Raw genomic sequence first — 22,334 nt, 5'->3', positions numbered from 1 at the left:
GGGCCCGCCCGCCGGCAGGGTCACCGCTCCGCCGCTCCCGGGGGTTCGAGCGGCGGGGCGGTGACCGCGCAGTTCGTACGGCACTGCGGGTGGCAGGCCCCGGGCGCGGGGGAGCGTACGGTCGCCCACGCCACGGCGGAGCCGGCCACCAGCACCCCCGCGCACCAGGGCATCGCCCGCCCGAAGGCCGCGTCGAAGGCGCCGGCCGAGAGGTAGGAGTCCGGCCCCATCCCGGCCAGCAGCGGCAGCGCCGCCACCGCGAGGAGCCCGGCGGCCCGCGCGGCGGCGTTGTTGATGCCGCTGGCCAGGCCCGCCCGGCCGGGGTCCACCGAGGCCAGGACGGTCGCCGTCAGCGGGGCCACCAGGGTCACCATGCCCATGCCCATGACGAGCAGCGCCGGCAGCACGTCCCCTACGTACGAGGCCTCCTGGCCCACCCGCAGCATCAGCAGCATCCCCGCCGCGCACAGCAGGGGCCCCGCGGTCAGCGGGATCCGCGGGCCGATCCGCTCGCCGAGCTCGGCCGAGCGGGCCGAGAGCAGCAGCATCAGGGCGGTGGTGGGCAGCAGGGCGGCCCCGGCGGCCAGGGCGGAGTAGCCGCAGACCACCTGGAGCTGGAGCACCACGAGGAAGAAGAAGCCGCCGAAGGCCGCGTACACGCACAGGGTGACCAGGTTGACGGCCGTGAACTGGCGCGAGGCGAAGATGTCCGGCGGCACCATCGGATCGGCCCGCCGCCGCTCGACCATCACGAAGGCGGCCGCCAGCAGGACGCCGGCGACGGCCGCGCCCGGTACCAGGGCGGAGCCGGACCCGGCCTCGATCAGCGCGTAGGTCACCAGCGCGAGCGAGGCCGCGCCGAGGAGGGCGCCGGCCACGTCGAACCGCCCGTGCGCCTGCGGATCCCGCGACTCCGGTACGTGCCGCAGGGCCACCGGGACGCACAGCGCGGCGACCGGCACGTTCAGCAGGAAGACCCAGCGCCAGCCCGGCCCGTCCACCAGCCACCCGCCCAGGAACGGCCCGACGGCCGCGCCCACCCCGCCGAACCCCGACCACAGCCCCACCGCGCGGGCCCGGTCGTCGGGATGGACGGACGCCTGGATCAGTGCGAGCGAGCCGGGGGTCAGCAGGGCGCCGCCGACGCCCTGCAGGGCGCGGGCCGAGATGAGGACCCCGGCGTTCGGCGCGATTCCGCAGAGCAGCGAGCCCACCGCGAACCAGACCACCCCGAGCACGAAGATCCGGCGCCGCCCGAACCGGTCGCCGAGGGCCCCGCCGACCAGGATCAGCCCGGCGAGCGTCAGCAGGTAGGCGTTGACCGTCCACTGGAGCACGGCCAGATCCGCGCCGAGATCCCGCCCGATGCGCGGGAGGGCGACGTTGACCACGGTCGAGTCGAGCAGCGCCATGGCGGACCCGAGCACGGTGGTCAGCACGATCCACCGGCCCTGCGCGGTCCCGAGCCGTACCCCGGGGGACGGCGGCGGGGAGACGGGATCGGTCATCCCCCCAGGCTGGCCCGCATGGCCGGGAACAGCCACCCGGCGGCGGCGGTACGGCTCATTAGGCCCTCTTGTACGGAGCATGACACCTCCCGCACCATGGCCCGCGCACGTCACGCACACCCTTTCCGCACGACCTGCACACGGCGTACGAGGAGACCACACGTGGCACAACGCGACAGCCGACGAACCGCACCATCACGCTCACGCACGCGATTACGACCCGTGCGGGCCGCACTGACCGCGCTCGCCGCGGCCCTGCTCCTGCCCGTCGGCGCGGGGGTCGCCGCCGCCGCTCCGGACCCCGGCCCCACCCCGGGCGCGGCCGAGCGCAAGATCGAGCCGAGCCTGCGCGCCCAGCTCGACGGCTCCGCGAAGGCGGTGTTCTGGGTCTACCTCGACAGTGCGGCCGACCTCACCGCCGCGGGTGGGCAGCAGACCCGCGCCGCCAAGGCGGAAACGGTTCTGCGGCTGAAGAAGGACCATGCCTCGCGCAGCCAGAGCGAGGTGGTCAAAGCCCTCGACGGCGCGAAGGCCGAGTACACCTCGTACTGGATCGTGAACGCGGTCCGCGTCGTCGGCACCGAGAAGCTCGCCGGGGCCCTGGCCCAGCGCCCCGAGGTCTCCCGGATCGACGCCGACGACAAGATCGACCTGCCGAAGCCCGCGGACGGCGAGCGGGAGAAGGCCGTGGCCGACGCCGTCGAGTGGAACATCGACCGGATCAAGGCGCCGCAGGTCTGGGACCAGCTGGGCGTGCGCGGCGAGGGCATCGTCGTCGCCAACATCGACAGCGGCGTCGACCACACCCACCCGGCCGTGGCCAACCAGTACCGCGGCAAGAACGCGGACGGGACCTACGACCACAACCACAACTGGTTCGACCCGGCCGGCGTCTGCCCCACCGCGGCCCCCTGCGACAACAACGACCACGGCACCCACACCATGGGCACCATGGTCGGCGACGACGGCGGCGCCAACAAGATCGGTGTCGCCCCGGGAGCGAAGTGGATCGCCGCCAAGGGCTGTGAGACCACCTCCTGCTCCGAGGCCTCGCTGCTGGCCGCCGGCCAGTGGATCGTCGCCCCGACCGACGTGAACGGCCAGAACCCGCGCCCCGACCTGGCCCCGCACATCGTCAACAACTCCTGGGGCGGCTCGGGCGGCGACACCTGGTACCAGCAGATCGTCGACACCTGGCGCGCGGCCGGCATCTTCCCGGCCTTCTCCAACGGCAACGCCGGCCCCGGCTGCACCACCAGCGGCTCACCCGGTGACTACGCGAGCTCCTACAGCTCCGGCGCCTTCGACGTCAACGGCGCGATCGCGTCGTTCTCCTCGCGCGGCGCGGGCCCCGGCGGGATCGTCAAGCCGAACATCGCGGCTCCCGGCGTGAACGTGCGCTCCTCCGTCCCCGGCGGCGCGTACGCGTCGTTCTCCGGCACCTCCATGGCCTCGCCGCACACGGCCGCGACCGTGGCCCTGCTCTGGTCCGCCGCGCCCGCCCTCGAAGGCGACATCGCGCAGACCACGGCCCTGCTGGACGGCACCGCGCTGGACACCGACAGCAGCCAGTGCGGCGGCACCGCCGCCGACAACAACGTCTTCGGCGAAGGCAAGCCCGACGCCCTGGCCGCCGTCACCGCCGCCCCGCGCGGCGCGGTGGGCGCCATCGACGGCACCGTGCGCGCCGGCGGGCAGCCCGTCGCCGGTGCGAAGATCGTCGCCGACGGCCCGATCGACCGCACGACGACCACCGCGGCCGACGGCACGTACCGCTTCACCGCCCTGTCCGTGGGCGACTACGCGCTGACCGCCTCGAAGTTCGGCTACGGGCAGCAGGGCGCGACCGTGTCGGTGACCGAGAACGCCACCGCCACCGGCGACATCACCCTCACCGCGGCCGCCTCCGGCAAGGTCACCGGCACCGTCTCCTCGGCCTCCGGCCCGCTGGCCGGCGCCGCCGTCGCGATCGCCGAGACCCCGGTGACCGCGACCACCGACGCGCAGGGCCGCTTCGAGGTCACCCTGCCGCACGGCACGTACGACGTGAGCGCCACCCACGCCTCGCGCTGCCTCACCGGCGGCACGGCCAAACTCACCGTCGCCGGGGACACCACCGTCGCGGTGAACCTCCCCGAACGCACCGACGGCTACGGCTACGCCTGCGCGGCCTCCGGCGGCAGCCCGTACCAGGCCGGGGACCGGCAGCTCGCGCTGACCGGCGACAACACCACCGAGCGCGTCGACCTGCCCTTCCCGCTGCCGCTGTACGGCAAGACGTACGGGCAGGCCTGGATCGGCACGAACGGCACCGTCAGCTTCGGCGGCAACAACACCGGCGACATCAACGGGGACATCCCGAGCGCGGCCACGCCCAACGCGGCGCTGTACCCGTTCTGGGACGACCTCGTCGTCGGCGCGGCCGGCAGCGGGTCCGGCGTCTTCACCTCCGTCACCGGCACGGCGCCGCACCGGACCTACGTCATCGAGTGGCGCGAGGTCTCGCACTGGTCGGCGCAGTCCGACAAGTTCTCCTTCTCCGCGGCCATCGGCGAGGACGGCACCGTGCGGTACTCCTACAAGGGGACCGGCGGCACCGGCATCAAGGGCGGCTCCACCGCCACCGTCGGCGTGGAGAACGCGACGGGCACCGACGCCTTCAAGTACTCCTTCAACACGCCCGTGATCACGGACGGGCTGTCCATCGCCTTCCGCACCACCAAGAGCGGTGTGGTGGCGGGCCGGGTGCTCGACGCGAACGACGGCAACGGCATCGCCGGGGCCACCGTGACCGTCGGCACGGGAGCCGCGGCCGTCTCGGCCGTCACGGCCGCCGACGGCGGGTACGTGGTCCAGAGCCCGTCGGGCGCACGCGAACTCGCGCTGACCGCGGCGCAGTACGAGCCGGTGGCGGCCACCGTGGACGTCAAGGCGGCCGACGTCACGTCGGTGACCCGGTCCCTGCGCACCGGCAAGGTGACGCCGGCGAAACCGGCGGTCGAGCTCGTCCTGCCCCCGGGCCAGAAGCGGACGAGGACCCTCGACCTCACCAACCCGGGTCTCGGCACCGCCTTCACGGCGGCCGAGGACGCGGCCTGGCTGACGGTCACTCCGGGCTCGGGGGACCTCCCGACGGGCGGGAAGGCCCCGCTCACGCTGTCCGTGGACACCACGGGCCTGGCCCCGGGCACCGTGCTCACGGCCGATCTGAAGATCACCTCGGCCAGTGGCCGCACTCCCGTGCTCACCGTTCCCGTCAAGCTCGTCGTCCCGCGCTACCAGGTCGCCCTGGACGCGGGCTCCACGAGCGCGAGCACGGACTCGCTGGGCGACGGATGGTCCCCCGACCGCAAGTACACGGCGGGCTCGTACGGCTACCAGGGCAACGGCTCGACCCAGTCCACCAGCCGCACGATCGCGGGCACGAGCGACCAGAAGCTGTTCCGCAACGCCCGCGAGGGCATGTACGAATACCGCTTCGACAACGTCCCGAACGGCACCTACACCGTGGAACTGGGCTTCGCGGAGCTCTCCTCCACCAAGCCCAACAAGCGCGTCTTCGACGTGCTGGCGGAGGGCACCCAGGTCCTGCCCTCCCTGGACGTCTCCCTGGAGGCGGGCACCTACACGGCCCTGACCCGCACCTACACGGTCACGGTCACCGACGGAGTCCTCAACGTCCGCTTCGTCACCCACAGCGGCTTCGGCAAACCCCTGCTGAACTCCCTGCGCGTCACGGACCGCCCCGACAAGGGCTGACCTGCTCCTGGTCCAACGGGCGGGGCGCCTTCGGGCGCCCCGCCCTTCCGGTTCACGGGCCGCGCGCGGATCACCGGAGGAACTCCCGGTCGCGGGCGGCGAAGGAGGGCAGCGGGGCCGCCGCGCGCAGCACCACGTCCAGGGCCCGCTGCGGATCGCAGGCGTAGGTGCCGCTGGCCCACGCGGCATTGGCCTCGATCACCGACCAGCGGCCGCCGGCCAGGCCCACGTCGACCACGATCGCCGACGGGAGGCCGGCGAAGGGCAGGCCGGCGGCGAAGGCGAGCGCGTCGGCAGAGGCGGGACCCAGGCTCAGGCGGCCGTCCTCGGCGTAGCGGCTCGCGGTGTGGACGGCCCCGTCCAGCAGGAACATCCGGTGCTCCGAGGCGAACCGCACCACGTCGCTGACCAGCACCGGCGTCTGCCCGTCCACCGCGTCCGGCCCCGGCAGGCGCGAGCCGTCGGCGTAGACGAGGGCCGGGATGTCCTTGTCGTTCGGGGACTTCACGAAGACGGGCCGGCGCAGCCCGTACGCCTCGCGGATCGGCATCAGCAGGACCTCCCGCCCGGTGAACTCCAGGGGCAGCCGCGCCAGCCAGTCGGACGGCGCCTCCAGCACCCCGATCCCGATCCCGGGGGCCACGGCGTCGGCGAAGCGCGGACCGGCGTGCAGATGCCCGGCCCGCAGCCCCTCGGGCACGGCGAACCCGTCCAGTCGTACGGTGTCCAGCCCGCGCGCGCGGGCGGCGTCCCGGATCCGGGCGGCGGAAGCGGTCAGGCGGGGCGGGAGCAGCAGGGTCATGCGGTGATCCTGCCGAACGCCCCGGCCGGGCGTCACCCGGATTTGGCGGTCCGGGTCGGCCGGTGCAGGTCCGTGCAGGTCCGTGCAGGTCCGTACAGGTTCGGCCCCTCGGGTCGGGCGCTGCCGGGCCCCGCTCCGCGGGGGCTTCAGCTCCGGCGGTAATGGTCCGCGGAGATGGTGACGGCGCCGTCGGGGGAGGCCTCGACCAGCCGCACGATCGCGATCTCGCTCCGGTCCGGACTGTGCACGCAGAACGGCCTCGCCTTCGCGAGCGCGCCGAAGGGCAGGGCGGCGGCCGGCCGCGTCTCGATCCCGCGGACGCAGGCGTCCACCGACAACTCCCCGGCATCGGCCACGAAGGCGTCCGACTCCTCGGACGGCAGGAAGGCCTGGCCGTCGCGCGCCAAATACCAGGCGGCCGTCTCCGCGGAGACCACCTTGCCGGTCTTCAGGTCGAACTTGTATCCGGTGTCGGGGGAGGTGGGCTCGGCCTTCCGGTAGCACCATGCCGTGTCCGCCCCGTCCGCCCCGGCCGCTCCGGCCGAGGCCGCCGCGCCCGCCCCGGAGCACGCCGCGTGAGCGCCGCCGGATCCACCGGGCGCGCGGCGCCGGAGCAGGCGCCGTCCTGGGCACGCCCGGCCGCGCCCGCCGCGGCCGGGACCGCCGGTCGGCTGCTGCTCGCGGCGTTCGCCGTCGCCGCCGCCCTCGACCTCGGCTCGCTGCTCGCCGGCTGGCACCCGGGACACGTCCTCGCCAAGCCGCTGCTCATGCCCCTGCTCGTCGGGTACGTGATCACCCGCCGGGCCCCCCGGCTGCTGGTGGCGGCCCTGCTGTTCGGCTGGGGCGGGGACCTGGCCCTGCTCTTCGACGCCGATCCCGCCTTCCTGATCGGCATGGGCTCCTTCGCCGCCGGGCACGTCTGCTACCTCGTGCTCTTCGGCCGCCGCCGCAGCGGTCCGCTGCTCGGGGCCGCGTACGCCGCCGCGCTGCTGGGCACCGTCACGCTGCTCTGGAGCGACCTGCCCGCGGAGCTGCGGATCCCGGTCGCCGGGTACAGCCTGCTGCTCACCGCCATGGCCTACCGCTCCAGCGCCCTCGGCCGGCGGGCCGGGCTCGGCGGGGCGTTGTTCCTGCTCTCCGACACGCTCATCGCCACCGGGGTCGCGGAGTGGCCGCAACCGCCCCTCCCGGACTTCTGGATCATGGCCACCTACCTGGCGGCCCAGTACCTGCTGGCCACCGGAGCACTCGCTCCGCGACGGGCGTACGGTGAGGAGGCCCTACAGGGCTCAACCGCTTCCTAGCCGGAGGGCTGCACCACCATGCGCGCCACCGTCATCCACGCCCCGCACGACATCCGCGTGGAGGAGGTGCCCGACGCTGCGATCCAGCGACCCGAGGACGCCGTCGTCCGCGTCCTGCGCTCCTGCATCTGCGGCAGCGACCTGTGGGCCTATCGCGGCGAGGCCAAGCGCCGGCCGGGCCAGCGGATCGGGCACGAGTTCCTCGGCGTCGTCGAGGAGACCGGCTCCGCCGTCTCCGGGCTGCGCGCCGGCGACCTCGTCGTCGCCCCCTTCATGTGGTCCGACGGCACCTGCGCCTACTGCGCCGAGGGGCTGTACACCTCCTGCGAGCACGGCGGCTTCTGGGGCGCGGTCGGCCACGACGGCGGCCAGGGCGAGGCCGTCCGGGTCCCGCACGCCGACGGCACCCTGGTGAAGCTGCCCGCCGACGCCGTCTCCGACGACCACCTGCTGACCGCGCTGCTCGCGCTGTCCGACGTCATGGGCACCGGCCACCACGCCGCCCTGGGCGCGGGCGTGCGCGAGGGCGCCACGGTCGCCGTCGTCGGCGACGGCGCGGTCGGCCTGTGCGGCGTCCTCGCCGCCAAGCGCCTGGGGGCCGAGCGGATCATCGCACTGGGCCGCCACACCGTCCGTACGGACATCGCGAAGCTCTTCGGCGCCACCGACGTGGTCGCCGAGCGCGGCGAGGCGGCCGAGGCGGCCGTCCGCGAGCTCACCGGCGGCCGGGGCGCCCACTGCGTCATCGAGGCGGTCGGCACGGAGCAGTCCATGCGCACCGCCGTGAACATCACCCGCGACGGCGGGGCCGTCGGCTACGTAGGCGTCCCGCACGGCAGCGGCACCGGCCTCGACCTCGGTGTCATGTTCGACCGCAACATCAGCCTGCGCGGCGGCGTCGCGCCGGTCCGCGCGTACATCCCCGAGCTGCTCGCGGACGTGCTCAGCGGGGCGATCGACCCGTCGCCCGTCTTCGACAGGGCCGTCTCCCTCGAAGAGGTCCCGGACGGCTACCGGGCGATGGACGACCGCAGCGCCCTCAAGGTGCTGATCAAGAACTGATCCCGGGCGCGAAAGGGCCGGGCGGGGTGATCCCCGCCCGGCCCCTTCATCGTTCGGTCCGGTGCGACCGGCCGGTTGCCCTGCGACCGGCGGTGCCCTGTGACCGGCGGTGCCCTTTGACCGGCGGTGCCCTTTGACTACTTGACGGCCTTCAGCGCGTCGACCACGCCGTGGCCGTAGTAGCCGGTCTGGCCCCACTTGCTGTTGCAGGTGGTGGCGTCGACCAGCGCGCCCGTGGCGTCGTAGACCTTCTCGGGGCAGGCGGTCTTCGTCGCCTGGCCCTTGAGCATGGCCTGGAGCTGCGAGGGGGTCGCCCACGGGTGCTTGCTCTTGAGCAGGGCCGCGACACCGGCGACGTGCGGGCCGGCCATCGAGGTGCCCTGCTTGTAGCCGTAGCCGCCGCCCGGGAGGGTGGACAGCACGCGGCCGTTGGCGTCCGGGGTGGCGGGGACCTGCCACTTGTCGCCGCCGGGGGCCGCCACGTCGACGACGCCCAGGCCGTAGGTGGAGTAGTAGGACTTGAAGCCCTGGTCGCCGGTCGCGCTCACCGTGACCACGCCCGGGAGCTGGGTGGGCAGGTCCAGGCAGACGCGCGGGTCGATGGTGCGGGGCACCGGGGTGGTGTCGTTCGGGCTGGTGTCGTCCACGATGGCGTCGGACGCCAGGTCGTGGTTCGAGTTGCCGGCCGAGGCCACGCTGAGCACGCCCTTGCGCTCGGCGTACTTCGTCGCCCGGCCGAGGGCCTCCACCAGCGCCTTCTGGTCGTCGTCCGCCTTGCAGTTGTAGAGCCAGGGGTCGACGTAGTAGCTGTTGTTGGTCACCTCGATCCCCTTCTCGGCGGCGAACATGAAGCCGCAGACGACCGCCTCGGTGTAGAAGAGGCTGGTCGCGGGCTCGCTCACCTTGATCGCGGCGACCTGGACGCCGGGCGCCACACCGCTGATGCCGATGCCGTTGCGCGCGGCCGCGATGGTGCCCGCCACGTGGGTGCCGTGGTCGCTGCCGTCCGCGTACGGACGCCACGCGCCCTCGGTGGTGTCGGCGACGCCGCCGACGCAGTTCGCGGACTGGCCCTTGGAGAAGTTCGGGGCGAGATCCGGGTGGGTGTCGTCGACACCCGTGTCGATGACGCCCACCGTGACCTTCCGGCTGCCATCGTTGATCTTGTGAGCCTGGTCGGCCTTGATCGCCCGCAGGTCCCACTGGTTCGACTCCAGGGGCTCCTGCCCCGGTGCGGCCTGCGCCGCCGCCTTGGCGGCGTCCGCGTCGCTCAGCCGCTGCGTCGTGCCCTCCTCGGTGGTCTGCACCACCGAGAGGGGAGCCGTACGGGTGGCGCCCACCGATACGAACAGGCTGCGCTGACCGCGCAGCTGCTTGGCGAACTCGGGGTTCTGGGAGTGGGCGACGACCACCCCGATCTGCTCATACGCGATCACCACCGTGCCGCCGGCCCGCTCGACGGCCTTCTTCGCCTGCTTCACCGTGCCGTACGCGCTCAGGTTCGCGACGTACGACAGCTTGGGGCCGGAGGTGTCGGGCTTGGCGGTGGCCGCCGCGTCCGCCGTGGTGCCGAGCGGCGCGGCACTGGCCGCGACCGAGGGCAGGAAGGCGAGCGAGGCGGTGAGTGCCAGACCGACCGGAAGGGCGAGTGCGCGCCGCCGGTGACCGGTTCCCAGATGAGCCATGGGTTCTCCACATCATCGTGAAAGAGCCGCGCGGGCGCGGTCGCGCCCGACGGGTTCATGTCACGTGAACCTAGTGCCGTCGTTCGACTTTCCGCCATCAGTTCGAGAAATCAGTTCCCAGAGAAACCGCGGGTGTTGAACCGTCCCGACGCGCCGGCCGTGCCGTTGACAGGGGGGATCAGCGCCACCGTCCCCCCACACGGAGGTTGTTTTGTCCGTCGTCCCCACCGCACCCGCGTCCCAAGGAGGGTCCCCCGTGACCGCCGAAACAGCGCCGCCCCCGGGCAGCGCGGAAGCGCCGCCGGCGACCCCCGCGGCCGAAGAGTTCGTACGCGTCCAGCAGAGCGCGGAGTTCGCCGAACTGCGCCGCGCCCAGCGCTCCTTCGCCTTCCCGCTCACCGTGGCGTTCATCGCCTGGTACCTGCTCTACGTCCTGCTCTCCAGCTATGCGGGCGGCTTCATGGGGACGAAGCTCTTCGGCAACATCAACGTCGCCCTCGTCCTGGGCCTCGCCCAGTTCGCGACGACCTTCCTCATCGCCTGGCTGTACTCGCGCCACGCCGCGTCCAAGCTCGACCCCAGGGCCTCGGCCATCAAGGCGCGGATGGAGGCCGGAGCATGAGCGCCCCGCTCCTGGTGGCCGCGGGCACGGCGGCCACGGCGGGCACGACCGTCGCCGCGGGCGCCTCCGACCACCGCCCGCTGATCATCACCCTGTTCGGCCTGTTCGTCGTCGCCACCCTGGCCATCACGATCTGGGCCGGCCGTCAGACCAAGGACGCCGCCGACTTCTACGCGGGCGGCCGCCAGTTCACCGGTTTCCAGAACGGGCTGGCCATCTCCGGCGACTACATGTCCGCCGCGTCCTTCCTCGGCATCGCCGGAGCCATCGCGCTCTTCGGCTACGACGGCTTCCTCTACTCGATCGGCTTCCTCGTCGCCTGGCTGGTCGCACTGCTCCTCGTCGCCGAGCCGCTGCGCAACTCCGGCCGCTACACGATGGGCGACGTGCTCGCGTACCGGATGCGCCAGCGCCCCGTGCGCACCGCGGCCGGCACCTCCACGATCGTCGTCTCGATCTTCTACCTGCTCGCCCAGATGGCCGGCGCCGGCGTGCTCGTCTCGCTGCTCCTCGGCATCACCAGCGACCTCGGCAAGGTCGTGATCGTCTCGCTGGTCGGCGTCCTGATGATCCTCTACGTGACCATCGGCGGGATGAAGGGCACCACCTGGGTCCAGATGATCAAGGCCGTGCTGCTCATCGCGGGCACCCTGCTGATCACCTTCCTGGTGCTGGTCAAGTTCAACTTCAACATCTCCGACCTGCTCGGCAAGGCCGCCGACAACAGCGGGCAGGGCGTGAAGTTCCTGGAGCCGGGCCTGAAGTACGGCAAGGACTCGATCACGAAGCTGGACTTCATCTCGCTCGGCCTCGCCCTGGTCCTGGGCACCGCCGGCCTGCCGCACATCTTGATCCGCTTCTACACGGTTCCCACGGCCAAGGCCGCCCGCAAGTCCGTGAACTGGGCCATCGGCATCATCGGCGCCTTCTACCTGATGACGATCGTCCTCGGCTTCGGCGCCGCGGCCCTGCTCGACCGGGCCGAGATCATCACGTCCAACAAGGCGGGGACCACGGCGGCCCCGCTGCTCGCCCAGGAGATCGGCGGCGGCGCCGACTCCACGGGCGGCGCGATCCTGCTCGCCGTGATCTCCGCGGTGGCCTTCGCGACGATCCTCGCGGTCGTCGCGGGCCTGACGCTGGCCTCCTCCTCGTCCTTCGCCCACGACATCTACGTGAACGTGATCCGCAAGGGCAAGGCGACCGAGAAGGAGGAGGTGCGGGCGGCCCGCTGGTCCACCGTGGTCATCGGCGCCGTCGCCATCGGCCTCGGCGCCCTGGCCCGCGACCTCAACGTCGCCGGCCTCGTCGCCCTCGCCTTCGCGGTGGCGGCCTCCGCCAATCTGCCGACGATCCTCTACAGCCTCTTCTGGAAGCGCTTCACCACCCAGGGGGCCCTGTGGTCCATCTACGGAGGCCTGGTCTCCTCGGTCGTCCTGGTGCTCTTCTCCCCCGTCGTCTCCGGGAAGCCCACCTCGATGTTCAAGGGCGCCGACTTCTACTGGTTCCCGCTGGAGAACCCCGGCATCATCTCCATCCCGCTCGGCTTCCTGCTGGGATGGCTGGGAACCGTGCTCTCCAAGGAGAAGGCCGACCCCCAGAAGTTCGCGGAGCTCGAGGTCCGGTCACTGACCGGGACCGGCGCCCACTGACATACTGCGCCCGAGCGAAATGATCCGAACACCGAGCGTGGCCGTGTCGTACATCCCTACGACGCGGCCACGCTCCGTCTCGTTCTTTCGGGCACCCCTACGCGCCAGGGCCGTCGCGTAGGCTCGGATATAGCGCGAGTGCTCTACCCGAAGCATCGCGAACCTCTACAAACCGGACAGGGGAGGGGGCCCACAGTGCTTCTCGACACCTACGGCCGCGTGGCCACGGACCTGCGCGTCTCGCTCACCGACCGGTGCAATCTGCGCTGCACCTACTGCATGCCCGAAGAGGGCCTGCAGTGGCTCGGCAAGTCCGACCTGCTCACCGACGACGAGATCGTCCGGCTGATCACCATCGCCGTCACGCGGCTCGGCATCGAAGAGGTCCGCTTCACCGGCGGCGAGCCCCTCCTGCGCCCCGGCATCGTCGGGATCGTGGAGCGCTGCGCGGCCCTGGAGCCCCGCCCCAAGATGTCGCTGACCACCAACGGCATCGGCCTCAAGCGCACCGCGCAGGCCCTCAAGGCCGCCGGCCTGGACCGGGTGAACGTTTCCCTGGACACCCTGCGGCCCGAGGTCTTCAAGACCCTCACCCGCCGCGACCGCCACAAGGACGTCATCGAGGGCATGGCCGCCGCCCGCGAGGCCGGCCTCACCCCCGTCAAGGTCAACGCCGTCCTCATGCCCGGACTCAACGACGACGAGGCCCCCGACCTGCTCGCCTGGGCCGTGGAGAACGAGTACGAGCTCCGCTTCATCGAGCAGATGCCGCTCGACGCCCAGCACGGCTGGAAGCGCGACGGCATGATCACCGCCGGGGACATCCTGGAATCCCTGCGCACCCGTTTCACGCTCACCGAGGAAGGGTCCGAGGAGCGCGGCTCCGCCCCGGCCGAGCGCTGGGTCGTGGACGGCGGCCCCGCCACCGTCGGGGTCATCGCGTCCGTCACCCGCCCGTTCTGCGGCGCCTGCGACCGTACGCGCCTGACGGCCGACGGCCAGATCCGCACGTGCCTGTTCGCCACCGAGGAGTCGGACCTGCGCGCGGCCCTGCGCTCGGACGCCCCCGACGAGGAGATCGCCCGCCTGTGGAAGGTGGCGATGTGGGGCAAGAAGGCCGGGTCCGGCCTCGACGACCCGACCTTCCTGCAGCCCGACCGCCCGATGTCGGCGATCGGCGGCTGACCGCCCCCGCTCACGAACGACGGTCCCGAGGGCTCGCAGCCGCTACTGGCGCTGCGAGCCCTCGGGCTGTACCCACTCGTCGAGCTTCACGACGTCCTTGAGGAAGCCGCGCACGCTCAGGAACTGGGACAGGCTCTCGCGGTGCTCCGCACACGCCAGCCAGGTCTTGCGGCGCTCGGGGGTGTGCAGCTTGGGGTTGTTCCACGCCAGGACCCAGGCGGCCGCGTCGCGGCAGCCCTTGGCGGAACAGGTGGGTGCGTCGTTCCCGGCGGAAGGCGTGCCGGCGGTGTCGAATGCGTCGTCAAGGGGAGTCACGGCTCAACCCTAAGACGGAAAGGCGACGCCGAGCAGCCACGGGGGGAGCTGCCCGGCGTCGGTCCGTCGCTCCGACGGGGGATGCGGAGCGCGTAGGCAGTATGTCACGCAGGACCCGGTGCGGTGCACTGGAACTTCATGATTGATCTGAGCTTTTCTTGAGGTTTCCCTCACCCAGCGCGGGGTGCACCGGAGCCGGGATGAAGTGCGACGGCAGCGAGGGCGTCGACTCGCGCCCGGCGTTGGCGATGACCACCGCCACGTACGGCAGGAGGGCGCCCGCGACGAGCGTCACGACGGCCACGGGCCGCGACACGTTCCACAGGACGACCGTGGCGATGACCGACAGGGTCCTGATCACCATCGAGATCACGTACCGGCGCTGGCGCCCCCGTACGTCCTCGTCGAGGCCCATGCGCGCCCCCGTGATCCGGAAGACCTCGGAACCGTTGCGCTTCGTCCGCACCACAACCCACCACCCGATCGCCCCCGGACACTCCCCGGCCCGGACGCTTCCACCGTACGCCGCCCGCCCGCGACCGGGCAGAGGGGGTGTCCCCCGAATGGAGCTGTCCGAAATGCGGGCTGGGCCGTACGGGTCGAGACTGGGCCCACATGCGCACAACGCGCCAGGAGGAGGCTCGACATGGGTTGGTTGTGGGCGATCATCGTCGGTTTTGTGCTGGGCCTGATAGCCCGGGCGATCCTGCCGGGCAAGCAGCACCAGCCCCTGTGGCTGACCACCGTCTTCGGCATCATCGGCGCCGTGCTCGGCAACGCGGTGGCCACGTGGATCGGCGTCAACGAGACCAGGGGCATCGACTGGATCCGGCACTTGCTGCAGCTTGCCGGAGCCGTCGTGATCGTCGGCCTCGGCGACCTGGTGTACAGCTCGCTCCGCGGCAACAAGCGGCAGATGACCTAGTGCTGTGACCTTTCCGGCCACAGCACCAGCCGGACCTCGACGGAACGGACCATGACGGAGGGGCCGGCCCGGACGCACTGTCCGAACCGGCCCCTCCGTCATGCGCGTGCGGTCCCGGCTAGCCGGTGACCTCGACCGCGGCCAGGTTCTTCTTGCCGCGGCGCAGCACCAGCCAGCGCCCGTGCAGCAGGTCCTCCTTGGCGGGGACCGCGTCCTCGGCGGTGACCTTCGCGTTGTTCACGTAGGCACCGCCCTCCTTCACGGTCCGGCGGCCCGCCGACTTGCTGGCGACCAGGCCGGTCTCCACGAGGAGGTCCACGACCAGGCCCGGCTCGGAGACCTGCGCGTGCGGCAGCTCGGACAGGGCCGCGGCCAGCGTGGCCTCGTCCAGCTCCGCCAGATCGCCCTGGCCGAACAGCGCCTTGGACGCCGCGATGACGGCCGCGCACTGGTCCGCGCCGTGCACCAGCGTGGTCAGCTCCTCCGCGAGCGCCCGCTGCGCGGCACGCGCCTGAGGCCGCTCGGCGGTCTGCGCCTCCAGCGCTTCCAGCTCCTCACGGGACTGGAAGGACAGGATGCGCATGTAGGTGGAGACGTCCCGGTCGTCCACGTTCAGCCAGAACTGGTAGAAGGCGTACGGGGTGGTCATCTCCGGGTCCAGCCAGACGGCGCCGCTCTCGGACTTGCCGAACTTGGTGCCGTCCGCCTTGACCATGAGCGGGGTCGCGATGGCGTGGACGTGTGCGTCCGGCTCCACGCGGTGGATCAGGTCGAGACCGGCCGTCAGGTTGCCCCACTGGTCGGACCCGCCCTGCTGCAGCACGCAGCCGTGGCGCCGGTACAGCTCCAGGAAGTCCATGCCCTGGAGCAACTGGTAGCTGAACTCCGTGTAGCTGATGCCCTGGTCGGACTCCAGCCGCTTGGCGACCGAGTCCTTCGTCAGCATCTTGTTGACACGGAAGTGCTTGCCGATGTCCCGGAGGAACTCGATGGCGGACATGCCCGCCGTCCAGTCCAGGTTGTTCACCATGAGCGCCGCGTTCTCGCCCTCGAAGGACAGGAACGGCTCGATCTGCGTGCGCAGGCGCGTCACCCAGTTCGCGACGGTCTCCGGGTCGTTCAAGGTGCGCTCGGCGGTCGGCCGCGGGTCACCGATCTGCCCGGTGGCCCCGCCGACCAGCGCCAGCGGGCGGTGGCCCGCCTGCTGGAGCCGCCGCACGGTCAGCACCTGCACCAGGTGCCCCACGTGCAGCGAGGCGGCCGTCGGGTCGAAGCCGCAATAGAACGTGACGGGACCGTCCGCGAAGGCCTTGCGCAGCGCTTCTTCATCGGTGGACTGGGCGAAGAGCCCGCGCCACTTCAGTTCGTCGACGATGTCCGTCACGGTTCTGGGTCTCCTTGAAGAGGTGGAACAGAGAGCTGAGGGGTTCCCCGCCAGTCTAGGCGGGGAACCCCCGGACCTCTGACGTTTTGTTGATCAAACTCCCTTGCTGACCGAACTCATGTTGAAGTCCGGGATCCGCAGGGCCGGCATCGCGGCCCGGGTGAACCAGTCGTTCCACTCGCGCGGCAGGGTCTTCTCGGTCCGGCCGGCCTCCGAGGCCCGCGACAACAGGTCCACGGGGGACTCGTTGAACCGGAAGTTGTTGACCTCTCCGACGACTTGCCCGTCCTCCACCAGATAGACGCCGTCCCGGGTCAGACCCGTGAGCAGCAGCGTGGCCGGGTCCACCTCGCGGATGTACCACAGGCAGGTCAGCAGCAGCCCCCGCCCGGTCGCGGCCACCATCTCCTCCAGGGACTTCTCGCCGCCCCCGTCCAGGATCAGGTTCCCGAACGACGGGGACACCGGCAGCCCCGTCAGCTCCGCGCTGTGCCGGGTCGTGGTCAGCCGGGCCAGCTCACCGTCCTTGATCCACTCGGTCGCCGGGACCGGCAGGCCGTTGTCGAAGACGGACGCGTCGTCGCCGGAGCTGTGCGCGATCACGAACGGCGCGGACTCCAGGCCCGGCGCGTTCGGGTCGCTGCGCAGCGTCAGCGGCAGCGCGGAGAGCCGCTCGCCGAGCCGGGTTCCGCCGCCGGGCTTGGAGAAGACCGTCCGGCCCTCCACCGCGTCCCGGGCCGCCGCCGACCACATCTGGTAGATCAGCAGGTCGGCCACGGCCGTGGGCGGCAGCAGCGTCTCGTACCGCCCGGCGGGCAGGTCGATCTTCCGCTCCGCCCAGCCGAGCCGCACGGCCAGCTCCGCGTCCAGCACGGTCGGGTCCACGTCCTTGAAGTCCCGCGTCGCGCGCCCCGCCCACGCGGAGCGCAGCCGGTCCGGGGACTTGGCGTTGAGCTCCAGGGTGCCGTTGGGCTGGTCGTGGCGCAGGCGCAGCCCCGTGGAGGTGCCGACGTACGTGGACACCAGCTCGTGGTTGGCGAAGCCGTAGAGCTCGCGGCCGCCCGCGCGGGCCCGGGCGAAGGCCTCGCCGAGGGCCGGGGCGAAGTCGGCGAAGACCGCCGAGGAGGTCTCGCCCGGCGCGTCCGTGAAGTCCGGGGACGACGGGGTGCCGGTGACCAGCGGCTGCGCGTCCTCCGCCGGGCCGGCGCCGCGGGCGGCCGCCTCGGCGGCCCGGACCAGCGGCTCCAGGTCGGCGGCCGTGACGGCGGAGCGCGAGACGACCCCCGAGGCCGTGCCCTCCTTGCCGTCGACGGTGGCGATGACCGTGAGGGTCCGGCCGCGCGTGACCCCGTTCGTGGTCAGGGCGTTGCCCGCCCAGCGCAGGTTCGCCGTCGACTGCTCGTCGGCGATGACGACGCAGCCGTCGGCGGTGGACAGTTCGAGGGCCCGCTCGACGATCTCGTGGGGCTTGGTGGTGCGCATCGACGAGCTCATCGCCCGGCCTCCTGCGTGGTGTTCAGGATGTTCACGTCGCGGAACAGAGCGGAGGGGCAGCCGTGCGAGACGGCCGCGACCTGGCCCGGCTGGGCCTTCCCGCAGTTGAAGGCGCCGCCCAGGACGTAGGTCTGCGGACCGCCGACCTTCTCCATCGAGCCCCAGAACTCGGTGGTCGTGGCCTGGTAGGCCACGTCGCGCAGCTGCCCGGTCAGCTCGCCGTTCTCGATGCGGAAGAAGCGCTGCCCGGTGAACTGGAAGTTGTAGCGCTGCATGTCGATCGACCAGGAGCGGTCGCCGACCACGTAGATCCCGCGCTCCACCCCGCCGATCAGGTCCTCGGTCGAGAGCCCGCCCGGATCCGGCTGCAGCGAGACGTTCGCCATGCGCTGGACGGGCACGTGCCCGGGGGAGTCGGCGTAGGCGCAGCCGTTGGAGCGGCCGAGGCCGGTCAGCTTCGCGATCCGCCGGTCCGTCTGGTAGCCGGCCAGGGTGCCGTCCTTGACCAGGTCCCAGCTCTGCGCCTCGACGCCCTCGTCGTCGTAGCCGATGGTGGCCAGCCCGTGCTCGGCCGTCCGGTCGCCCGTCACGTTCATGATCGTGGAGCCGTAGGCGAGCTTGCCCAGCTGGTCGAAGGTGGCGAAGGAGGTCCCCGCGTACGCCGCCTCGTAGCCCAGCGCCCGGTCCAGCTCGGTGGCGTGGCCGATGGACTCGTGGATGGTGAGCCACAGGTTGGACGGGTCCACGACCAGGTCGTAGCGCCCGGCCTCGACGCTCGGCGCCCGCATCTTCTCGGCGAGCAGCCCGGGGATCCGCTCCAGCTCGGAGTTCCAGTCCCAGCCGGTGCCGGTCAGGTACTCCCAGCCGCGCCCGGCCGGCGGGGCGATGGTGCGCATGGAGTCGAACTCGCCGGTGGTGGCGTTCACGGCGACGGCGGTGAGCTGCGGGTGGACGCGCACCCGCTGCTGGGTGGTGGAGGTGCCCGCGGTGTCGGCGTAGAACTTGTTCTCGTGGACGGCCAGCAGCGAGGCGTCCACGTGGGCCACCCCGTCGGCCGCGAGCAGCCGCGCGCTGAAGTCGGCGAGCAGCGCCGCCTTCTCCGTGTCGGGCACGTCGAAGGGGTTCACGTCGTAGGCGGAGACCCAGGTCTTGTCCGCGTGCACCGGCTCGTCGGCGAGCTCGACCCGCTCGTCGGAGCCGGCGGCCTTGATCACCTTGGCGGAGAGCTGGGCCATGGCCACGGCCTGCGAGGCCACCTTGGCGGCCCCGTCCATGGTCAGGTCCACTCCGGAGGCGAACCCCCAGCTGCCCCCGTGCACCACGCGGACCGCGTACCCGAGGTCGGTGGTGTCGGACCCGCCGGAGGGCTTGGCGTCCCGCAGCCGCCAGGAGGCGCTGCGGATCCGCTCCAGACGGAAGTCGGCATGGTCGGCGCCCAGCGCGCGGGCCCGGGCGAGCGCCGCGTCGGCGAGCGCCCGCAAGGGCAGCGCGGTGAAGGCCGCGTCGATGGAATGGGGCACGGGGGTCCTCCCGGGGTCGGGGCAGATGGCACGATCATGTCGCTTCGCGGGTTGCCGTGCCTACATCTTTCTGTAGGGACTCGACAGAGCCCGTACCGAGGCGCTGTCGGAGCCCGATTCTCCGTATGGGGTGCATGACCTATAGGTTTTTGGTATTCAGACCGCTAGTCGAAAGGGTGATCCGTTGAGCCGCTCGGTTCTTGTCACCGGAGGTAACCGGGGCATCGGCCTCGCCATCGCCCGAGCCTTCGCGGAGGCCGGCGACAAGGTCGCGATCACGTACCGGTCGGGTGAGCCCCCGGCGGAGCTCACGGCCCTGGGCGTGCTGGCGGTTCGTTGCGACATCACCGACTCCGACCAGGTGGACCAGGCGTACAAGCAGGTCGAGGACGCGCACGGCGCGGTCGAGGTCCTGGTCGCCAACGCGGGCATCACCAAGGACACGCTGCTGATGCGCATGTCCGAGGAGGACTTCTCGTCGGTCGTCGACACCAACCTCACCGGCACCTTCCGCGTGGTCAAGCGCGCGAACCGCGGCATGCTCCGCGCCAAGAAGGGCCGCGTCGTCCTGATCTCCTCGGTCGTCGGACTGCTCGGCTCGGCCGGCCAGGCCAACTACGCGGCCTCCAAGGCCGCGCTGGTCGGCTTCGCCCGCTCCCTCGCCCGTGAGCTGGGCTCCCGCAACATCACCTTCAACGTCGTCGCCCCGGGCTTCGTGGACACCGACATGACGAAGGTGCTCACCGACGAGCAGCGTGCGGGCATCGTCGGCCAGGTGCCCTTGGGCCGCTACGCGCAGCCCGAGGAGATCGCGGCCGCCGTCAGCTTCCTGGCGTCCGACAACGCCGCGTACATCACAGGAGCCGTCATTCCCGTTGACGGCGGATTGGGCATGGGTCACTGATCACCATGAGCGGAATTCTCGACGGCAAGCGCATCCTCATCACCGGGGTGCTGATGGAGTCGTCCATCGCCTTCCACACCGCCCGGCTGGCCCAGGAGCAGGGCGCCGAGGTCATCCTCACCGCGTTCCCGCGGCCGACGCTGACCGAGCGCATCGCCCGCAAGCTGCCCAAGCCCACCAAGGTGATCGAGCTCGACGTCACCAATGACGAGCACCTGGCCCGCGTGGAGGAGCTCGTCCGCGCGGAGCTCGGCGGCCTCGACGGCGTCGTCCACTCCATCGGCTTCGCGCCGCAGGACGCGCTCGGCGGCAACTTCCTGAACACCCCGTTCGAGTCGGTGGCCACCGCCATGCACGTCTCGGCGTTCTCGCTGAAGTCGCTGACCATGGCGTGCAAGCCGCTGTTCCCGGAGAACGAGGGCGGCGCGGTCGTCGGCCTCACCTTCGACGCGCAGTACGCGTGGCCGCAGTACGACTGGATGGGCCCGGCCAAGGCCGCGCTCGAGGCGACCAGCCGCTACCTCGCCCGCGACCTGGGCAAGGAGAAGATCCGCTGCAACCTGATCTCGGCGGGCCCGATCGGCTCGATGGCCGCGAAGTCCATCCCGGGCTTCTCGGACCTGGCGGACATCTGGAACCAGCGCTCCCCGATGGAGTGGAACATGGCCGACCCGGAGCCGGCGGGCCGCGGCGTCGTCGCCCTGCTGTCGGACTGGTTCCCGAAGACCACCGGCGAGATCGTCCACGTGGACGGCGGCCTGCACGCGATGGGTGCCTGACCTGCCCGGTCGAGCTCCCGTTCCCTTCGTACGGCGGCGGCCGCGTCTCCCTCCCGGGAGGCGCGGCCGCCGCCGTTTCGCGTGCGCGGGCGTGCGCCGTGCGGGGCGACTCGATCAGATTTTCGCCGTCCCGCCGGATCTTCCCGAGTCGAAAATCAGGACATTTCCCTGCAAACTGACCTCGTCGGGATCTTCCCGGTTCCTGCGGGAGGGGGTACGGGAGTGCGAGCGAGGCGGAGCCGAGCGGTAGCGCTGCTGGTCACCTCGGTGGTTCTGACCGGATTCCTGGTCCCGGGAGCCGTCGCGCGGGGCGAGGGCGCCGATCCGGCGTCCGGCGCGGAGGCCACGGCCCCGGCCGCCGTCGACCTGGACCGGATCCCCGCCGAACCGCCCGTACAGCCCGCACCGCCCGCCGCCCGGGAGCTCTTCGGCGCCGACTGCGACACCGAGATCGAGGGCTCGCAGGTGGTCGCGTACTGCCACAACAGGTATCCGCAGACCGATCTGGTCCGCCTGCACGTGGAGTGCGACCGGTGGTGGGACGTGGACGGGGACGGGGCCGCCGTGGCCCTCGGCCCGGCCGGCCGGGTGGAGCTCACCAGCCGCTGCTGGAAGGAAGTCCGCTCGGCCTGGGTCAGCCACCAGCGGCAGTGACGCCCCGCGGCTCCCCGGCGGCCTCGCCGGACTCCAGGTCGCTGCCGGCCTCCGGGTCCTCGCCGTCCGTCAGATCCTTGCCGGCCTCCAGGTCATTGCCGGGCTTCCGGTCCCTGCCGAGGCAGACGAACGGATAGCCGGCCGCCTCCGAGGCCGCCGCGACCCCGTCGCCGCGCCGGATCGCCTCGATCAGCCGGGCGTGGTCCAGGTGCGAGGCGGGATCGAGCTCGGAGCCCACGTCGGTGCGCAGCCAGTCGGCCACCAGATCGCCGAGGTCCGCGTACAGCTCGATCAGGACGTCGTTGTGCGAGGCCGCCACCACCGCCATGTGCAGGGCCACGTCCGCCGCGATGAACACCTCCGCCTCCCCGCCCGACCAGGCCTCCTCGCGCCGCGCCAGCAGCGCGTCCAGCTGTACGAGGTCCCGCGCGGTCCGGCGCTCCGCCGCGAGGCGGGCCGCCGAGGACTCCAGCGTCGAGCGCAGCTCCGCGATGTGTCGGGGGTCGGCGCCGGCGAAGCGGCGGTGCATCACGCCGGCCAGCTCGCTGGTGGCGATGACGTACGTCCCCGAGCCCTGGCGGATGTTCAGCAGCCCGTTGTGCGCGAGGGCCCGGACCGCCTCCCGCACGGTGTTGCGGGCGACCCCCAGCAGCTCCACGAGCTCGGGCTCGGTGGGGATGCGGGACCCGACGGACCATTCACCGGTGGTGATCTGGTTCCTGAGCTGGGCGATCACCTGGTCGACGAGCGCGGATCGCCGGGGCGAGGTCAGCGGCATGC

General features: G+C 72.0%; 20 protein-coding genes. 10 read left to right on the top strand and 10 right to left on the bottom strand.

From position 1 onward, the window contains the following. Positions 1 to 20: 20 nt before the first annotated feature. Complete coding sequence (locus tag DRB89_RS20600) at positions 21 to 1,508, bottom strand: MFS transporter (protein WP_112449396.1); 1,488 nt, start codon at positions 1,506 to 1,508, stop codon at positions 21 to 23. A 222-nt stretch (positions 1,509 to 1,730) separates the two neighbouring features. Here DRB89_RS20600 and DRB89_RS20595 point away from each other — a divergent pair, with 222 nt between their 5' ends. Next, positions 1,731 to 5,267, top strand: a complete 3,537-nt coding sequence (locus DRB89_RS20595; protein ID WP_239516252.1) for a S8 family serine peptidase — start codon at positions 1,731 to 1,733, stop codon at positions 5,265 to 5,267. A gap of 70 nt (positions 5,268 to 5,337) precedes the next feature. Here DRB89_RS20595 and DRB89_RS20590 read toward each other — a convergent pair whose 3' ends face one another. Next, positions 5,338 to 6,069, bottom strand: a complete 732-nt coding sequence (locus tag DRB89_RS20590; RefSeq protein ID WP_112449394.1) for an ATP-grasp domain-containing protein — start codon at positions 6,067 to 6,069, stop codon at positions 5,338 to 5,340. A gap of 146 nt (positions 6,070 to 6,215) precedes the next feature. After that, positions 6,216 to 6,506, bottom strand: a complete 291-nt coding sequence (locus DRB89_RS43055) for a hypothetical protein (protein WP_162688661.1) — start codon at positions 6,504 to 6,506, stop codon at positions 6,216 to 6,218. 234 nt (positions 6,507 to 6,740) lie between these two features. Here DRB89_RS43055 and DRB89_RS20585 point away from each other — a divergent pair, with 234 nt between their 5' ends. Beyond that, positions 6,741 to 7,373, top strand: a complete 633-nt coding sequence (locus DRB89_RS20585) for a lysoplasmalogenase (RefSeq protein ID WP_239516821.1) — start codon at positions 6,741 to 6,743, stop codon at positions 7,371 to 7,373. 18 nt (positions 7,374 to 7,391) lie between these two features. Continuing rightward, a complete protein-coding gene (locus DRB89_RS20580; protein WP_112450386.1) occupies positions 7,392 to 8,435 on the top strand; it encodes a zinc-dependent alcohol dehydrogenase family protein in 1,044 nt (347 codons plus the stop codon). Between the two features lie 137 nt (positions 8,436 to 8,572). On the opposite strand, the gene DRB89_RS20575 is transcribed toward DRB89_RS20580, so the two are convergent. Beyond that, on the bottom strand, positions 8,573 to 10,120 hold the full coding sequence (locus DRB89_RS20575) for a S8 family serine peptidase (RefSeq protein ID WP_112450387.1): 1,548 nt from the start codon (positions 10,118 to 10,120) through the stop codon (positions 8,573 to 8,575). A gap of 256 nt (positions 10,121 to 10,376) precedes the next feature. Between DRB89_RS20575 and DRB89_RS20570 the strand changes: the two genes are divergently transcribed. From DRB89_RS20570 to moaA, 3 genes are all read left to right on the top strand, one after another. Beyond that, positions 10,377 to 10,742: a DUF485 domain-containing protein gene (locus tag DRB89_RS20570; protein WP_112450388.1), complete on the top strand. Its 366-nt coding sequence runs from the start codon at positions 10,377 to 10,379 to the stop codon at positions 10,740 to 10,742. Further along, positions 10,739 to 12,394: a cation acetate symporter gene (locus tag DRB89_RS20565; RefSeq protein ID WP_239516251.1), complete on the top strand. Its 1,656-nt coding sequence runs from the start codon at positions 10,739 to 10,741 to the stop codon at positions 12,392 to 12,394. Before DRB89_RS20570 ends, DRB89_RS20565 begins: the two co-directional genes overlap by 4 nt. Before the next feature lie 195 nt (positions 12,395 to 12,589). Continuing rightward, positions 12,590 to 13,579: a GTP 3',8-cyclase MoaA gene (gene moaA / locus DRB89_RS20560; protein ID WP_112450389.1), complete on the top strand. Its 990-nt coding sequence runs from the start codon at positions 12,590 to 12,592 to the stop codon at positions 13,577 to 13,579. A gap of 42 nt (positions 13,580 to 13,621) precedes the next feature. On the opposite strand, the gene DRB89_RS20555 is transcribed toward moaA, so the two are convergent. Further along, on the bottom strand, positions 13,622 to 13,894 hold the full coding sequence (locus DRB89_RS20555) for a hypothetical protein (protein WP_112450390.1): 273 nt from the start codon (positions 13,892 to 13,894) through the stop codon (positions 13,622 to 13,624). Between the two features lie 136 nt (positions 13,895 to 14,030). Then, on the bottom strand, positions 14,031 to 14,363 hold the full coding sequence (locus tag DRB89_RS20550) for a DUF3099 domain-containing protein (protein WP_112450391.1): 333 nt from the start codon (positions 14,361 to 14,363) through the stop codon (positions 14,031 to 14,033). A gap of 177 nt (positions 14,364 to 14,540) precedes the next feature. Between DRB89_RS20550 and DRB89_RS20545 the strand changes: the two genes are divergently transcribed. Next, complete coding sequence (locus DRB89_RS20545; RefSeq protein ID WP_112450392.1) at positions 14,541 to 14,819, top strand: GlsB/YeaQ/YmgE family stress response membrane protein; 279 nt, start codon at positions 14,541 to 14,543, stop codon at positions 14,817 to 14,819. Between the two features lie 118 nt (positions 14,820 to 14,937). Here DRB89_RS20545 and tyrS read toward each other — a convergent pair whose 3' ends face one another. The 3 genes from tyrS to DRB89_RS20530 all read right to left on the bottom strand — a co-directional run bounded on the left by tyrS (position 14,938) and on the right by DRB89_RS20530 (position 19,217). Beyond that, on the bottom strand, positions 14,938 to 16,203 hold the full coding sequence (tyrS, locus tag DRB89_RS20540) for a tyrosine--tRNA ligase (protein WP_112450393.1): 1,266 nt from the start codon (positions 16,201 to 16,203) through the stop codon (positions 14,938 to 14,940). A 93-nt stretch (positions 16,204 to 16,296) separates the two neighbouring features. Continuing rightward, the gene (locus DRB89_RS20535; protein WP_204357809.1) at positions 16,297 to 17,697 is read right to left on the bottom strand and encodes a metallopeptidase TldD-related protein; all 1,401 of its coding nucleotides are present in this window, start codon (positions 17,695 to 17,697) and stop codon (positions 16,297 to 16,299) included. Further along, entirely contained in the window at positions 17,694 to 19,217 is a 1,524-nt protein-coding gene (locus DRB89_RS20530) for a TldD/PmbA family protein (RefSeq protein ID WP_112450394.1), read from the bottom strand. Before DRB89_RS20530 ends, DRB89_RS20535 begins: the two co-directional genes overlap by 4 nt. A gap of 184 nt (positions 19,218 to 19,401) precedes the next feature. On the opposite strand from DRB89_RS20530, the gene fabG reads away from it, so the two are divergent. The 3 genes from fabG to DRB89_RS20515 all read left to right on the top strand — a co-directional run bounded on the left by fabG (position 19,402) and on the right by DRB89_RS20515 (position 21,554). After that, positions 19,402 to 20,121, top strand: a complete 720-nt coding sequence (gene fabG / locus DRB89_RS20525) for a 3-oxoacyl-[acyl-carrier-protein] reductase (RefSeq protein ID WP_112450395.1) — start codon at positions 19,402 to 19,404, stop codon at positions 20,119 to 20,121. Between the two features lie 5 nt (positions 20,122 to 20,126). Further along, positions 20,127 to 20,900: an enoyl-ACP reductase FabI gene (gene fabI / locus DRB89_RS20520; protein ID WP_112450396.1), complete on the top strand. Its 774-nt coding sequence runs from the start codon at positions 20,127 to 20,129 to the stop codon at positions 20,898 to 20,900. Positions 20,901 to 21,122: 222 nt separating this feature from the next. Next, positions 21,123 to 21,554, top strand: coding sequence for a hypothetical protein (locus DRB89_RS20515; protein WP_112450397.1), 432 nt, complete (start codon positions 21,123 to 21,125; stop codon positions 21,552 to 21,554). Here DRB89_RS20515 and DRB89_RS20510 read toward each other — a convergent pair. Beyond that, positions 21,535 to 22,332 (bottom strand): FadR/GntR family transcriptional regulator, encoded by a 798-nt coding sequence (locus tag DRB89_RS20510; RefSeq protein ID WP_239516250.1) that lies wholly within the window; start codon positions 22,330 to 22,332, stop codon positions 21,535 to 21,537. The genes DRB89_RS20515 and DRB89_RS20510 overlap by 20 nt on opposite strands. Between the last annotated feature and the right edge of the window lie 2 nt (positions 22,333 to 22,334).

Source organism: Streptomyces sp. ICC4, from assembly GCF_003287915.1.
GTDB classification, from domain to species: Bacteria; Actinomycetota; Actinomycetes; order Streptomycetales; family Streptomycetaceae; genus Streptomyces; species Streptomyces tritrimontium.
Note: the sequence above shows the minus strand (reverse complement) of the source record. Positions and strands in the feature narration are given on the sequence as shown.

What these genes read in the sequence shown, in the direction of transcription:
- DRB89_RS20600 (WP_112449396.1), bottom strand. Translation starts at nt 1,508, where the DNA reads ATGACCGATCCCGTCTCCCCGCCGCCGTCCCCCGGGGTACGGCTCGGG.
- DRB89_RS20590 (WP_112449394.1), bottom strand. Translation starts at nt 6,069, where the DNA reads ATGACCCTGCTGCTCCCGCCCCGCCTGACCGCTTCCGCCGCCCGGATC.
- DRB89_RS20580 (WP_112450386.1), top strand. Translation starts at nt 7,392, where the DNA reads ATGCGCGCCACCGTCATCCACGCCCCGCACGACATCCGCGTGGAGGAG.
- DRB89_RS20575 (WP_112450387.1), bottom strand. Translation starts at nt 10,120, where the DNA reads ATGGCTCATCTGGGAACCGGTCACCGGCGGCGCGCACTCGCCCTTCCG.
- DRB89_RS20565 (WP_239516251.1), top strand. Translation starts at nt 10,739, where the DNA reads ATGAGCGCCCCGCTCCTGGTGGCCGCGGGCACGGCGGCCACGGCGGGC.
- DRB89_RS20545 (WP_112450392.1), top strand. Translation starts at nt 14,541, where the DNA reads ATGGGTTGGTTGTGGGCGATCATCGTCGGTTTTGTGCTGGGCCTGATA.
- DRB89_RS20535 (WP_204357809.1), bottom strand. Translation starts at nt 17,697, where the DNA reads ATGAGCTCGTCGATGCGCACCACCAAGCCCCACGAGATCGTCGAGCGG.
- fabI (WP_112450396.1), top strand. Translation starts at nt 20,127, where the DNA reads ATGAGCGGAATTCTCGACGGCAAGCGCATCCTCATCACCGGGGTGCTG.
- DRB89_RS20510 (WP_239516250.1), bottom strand. Translation starts at nt 22,332, where the DNA reads ATGCCGCTGACCTCGCCCCGGCGATCCGCGCTCGTCGACCAGGTGATC.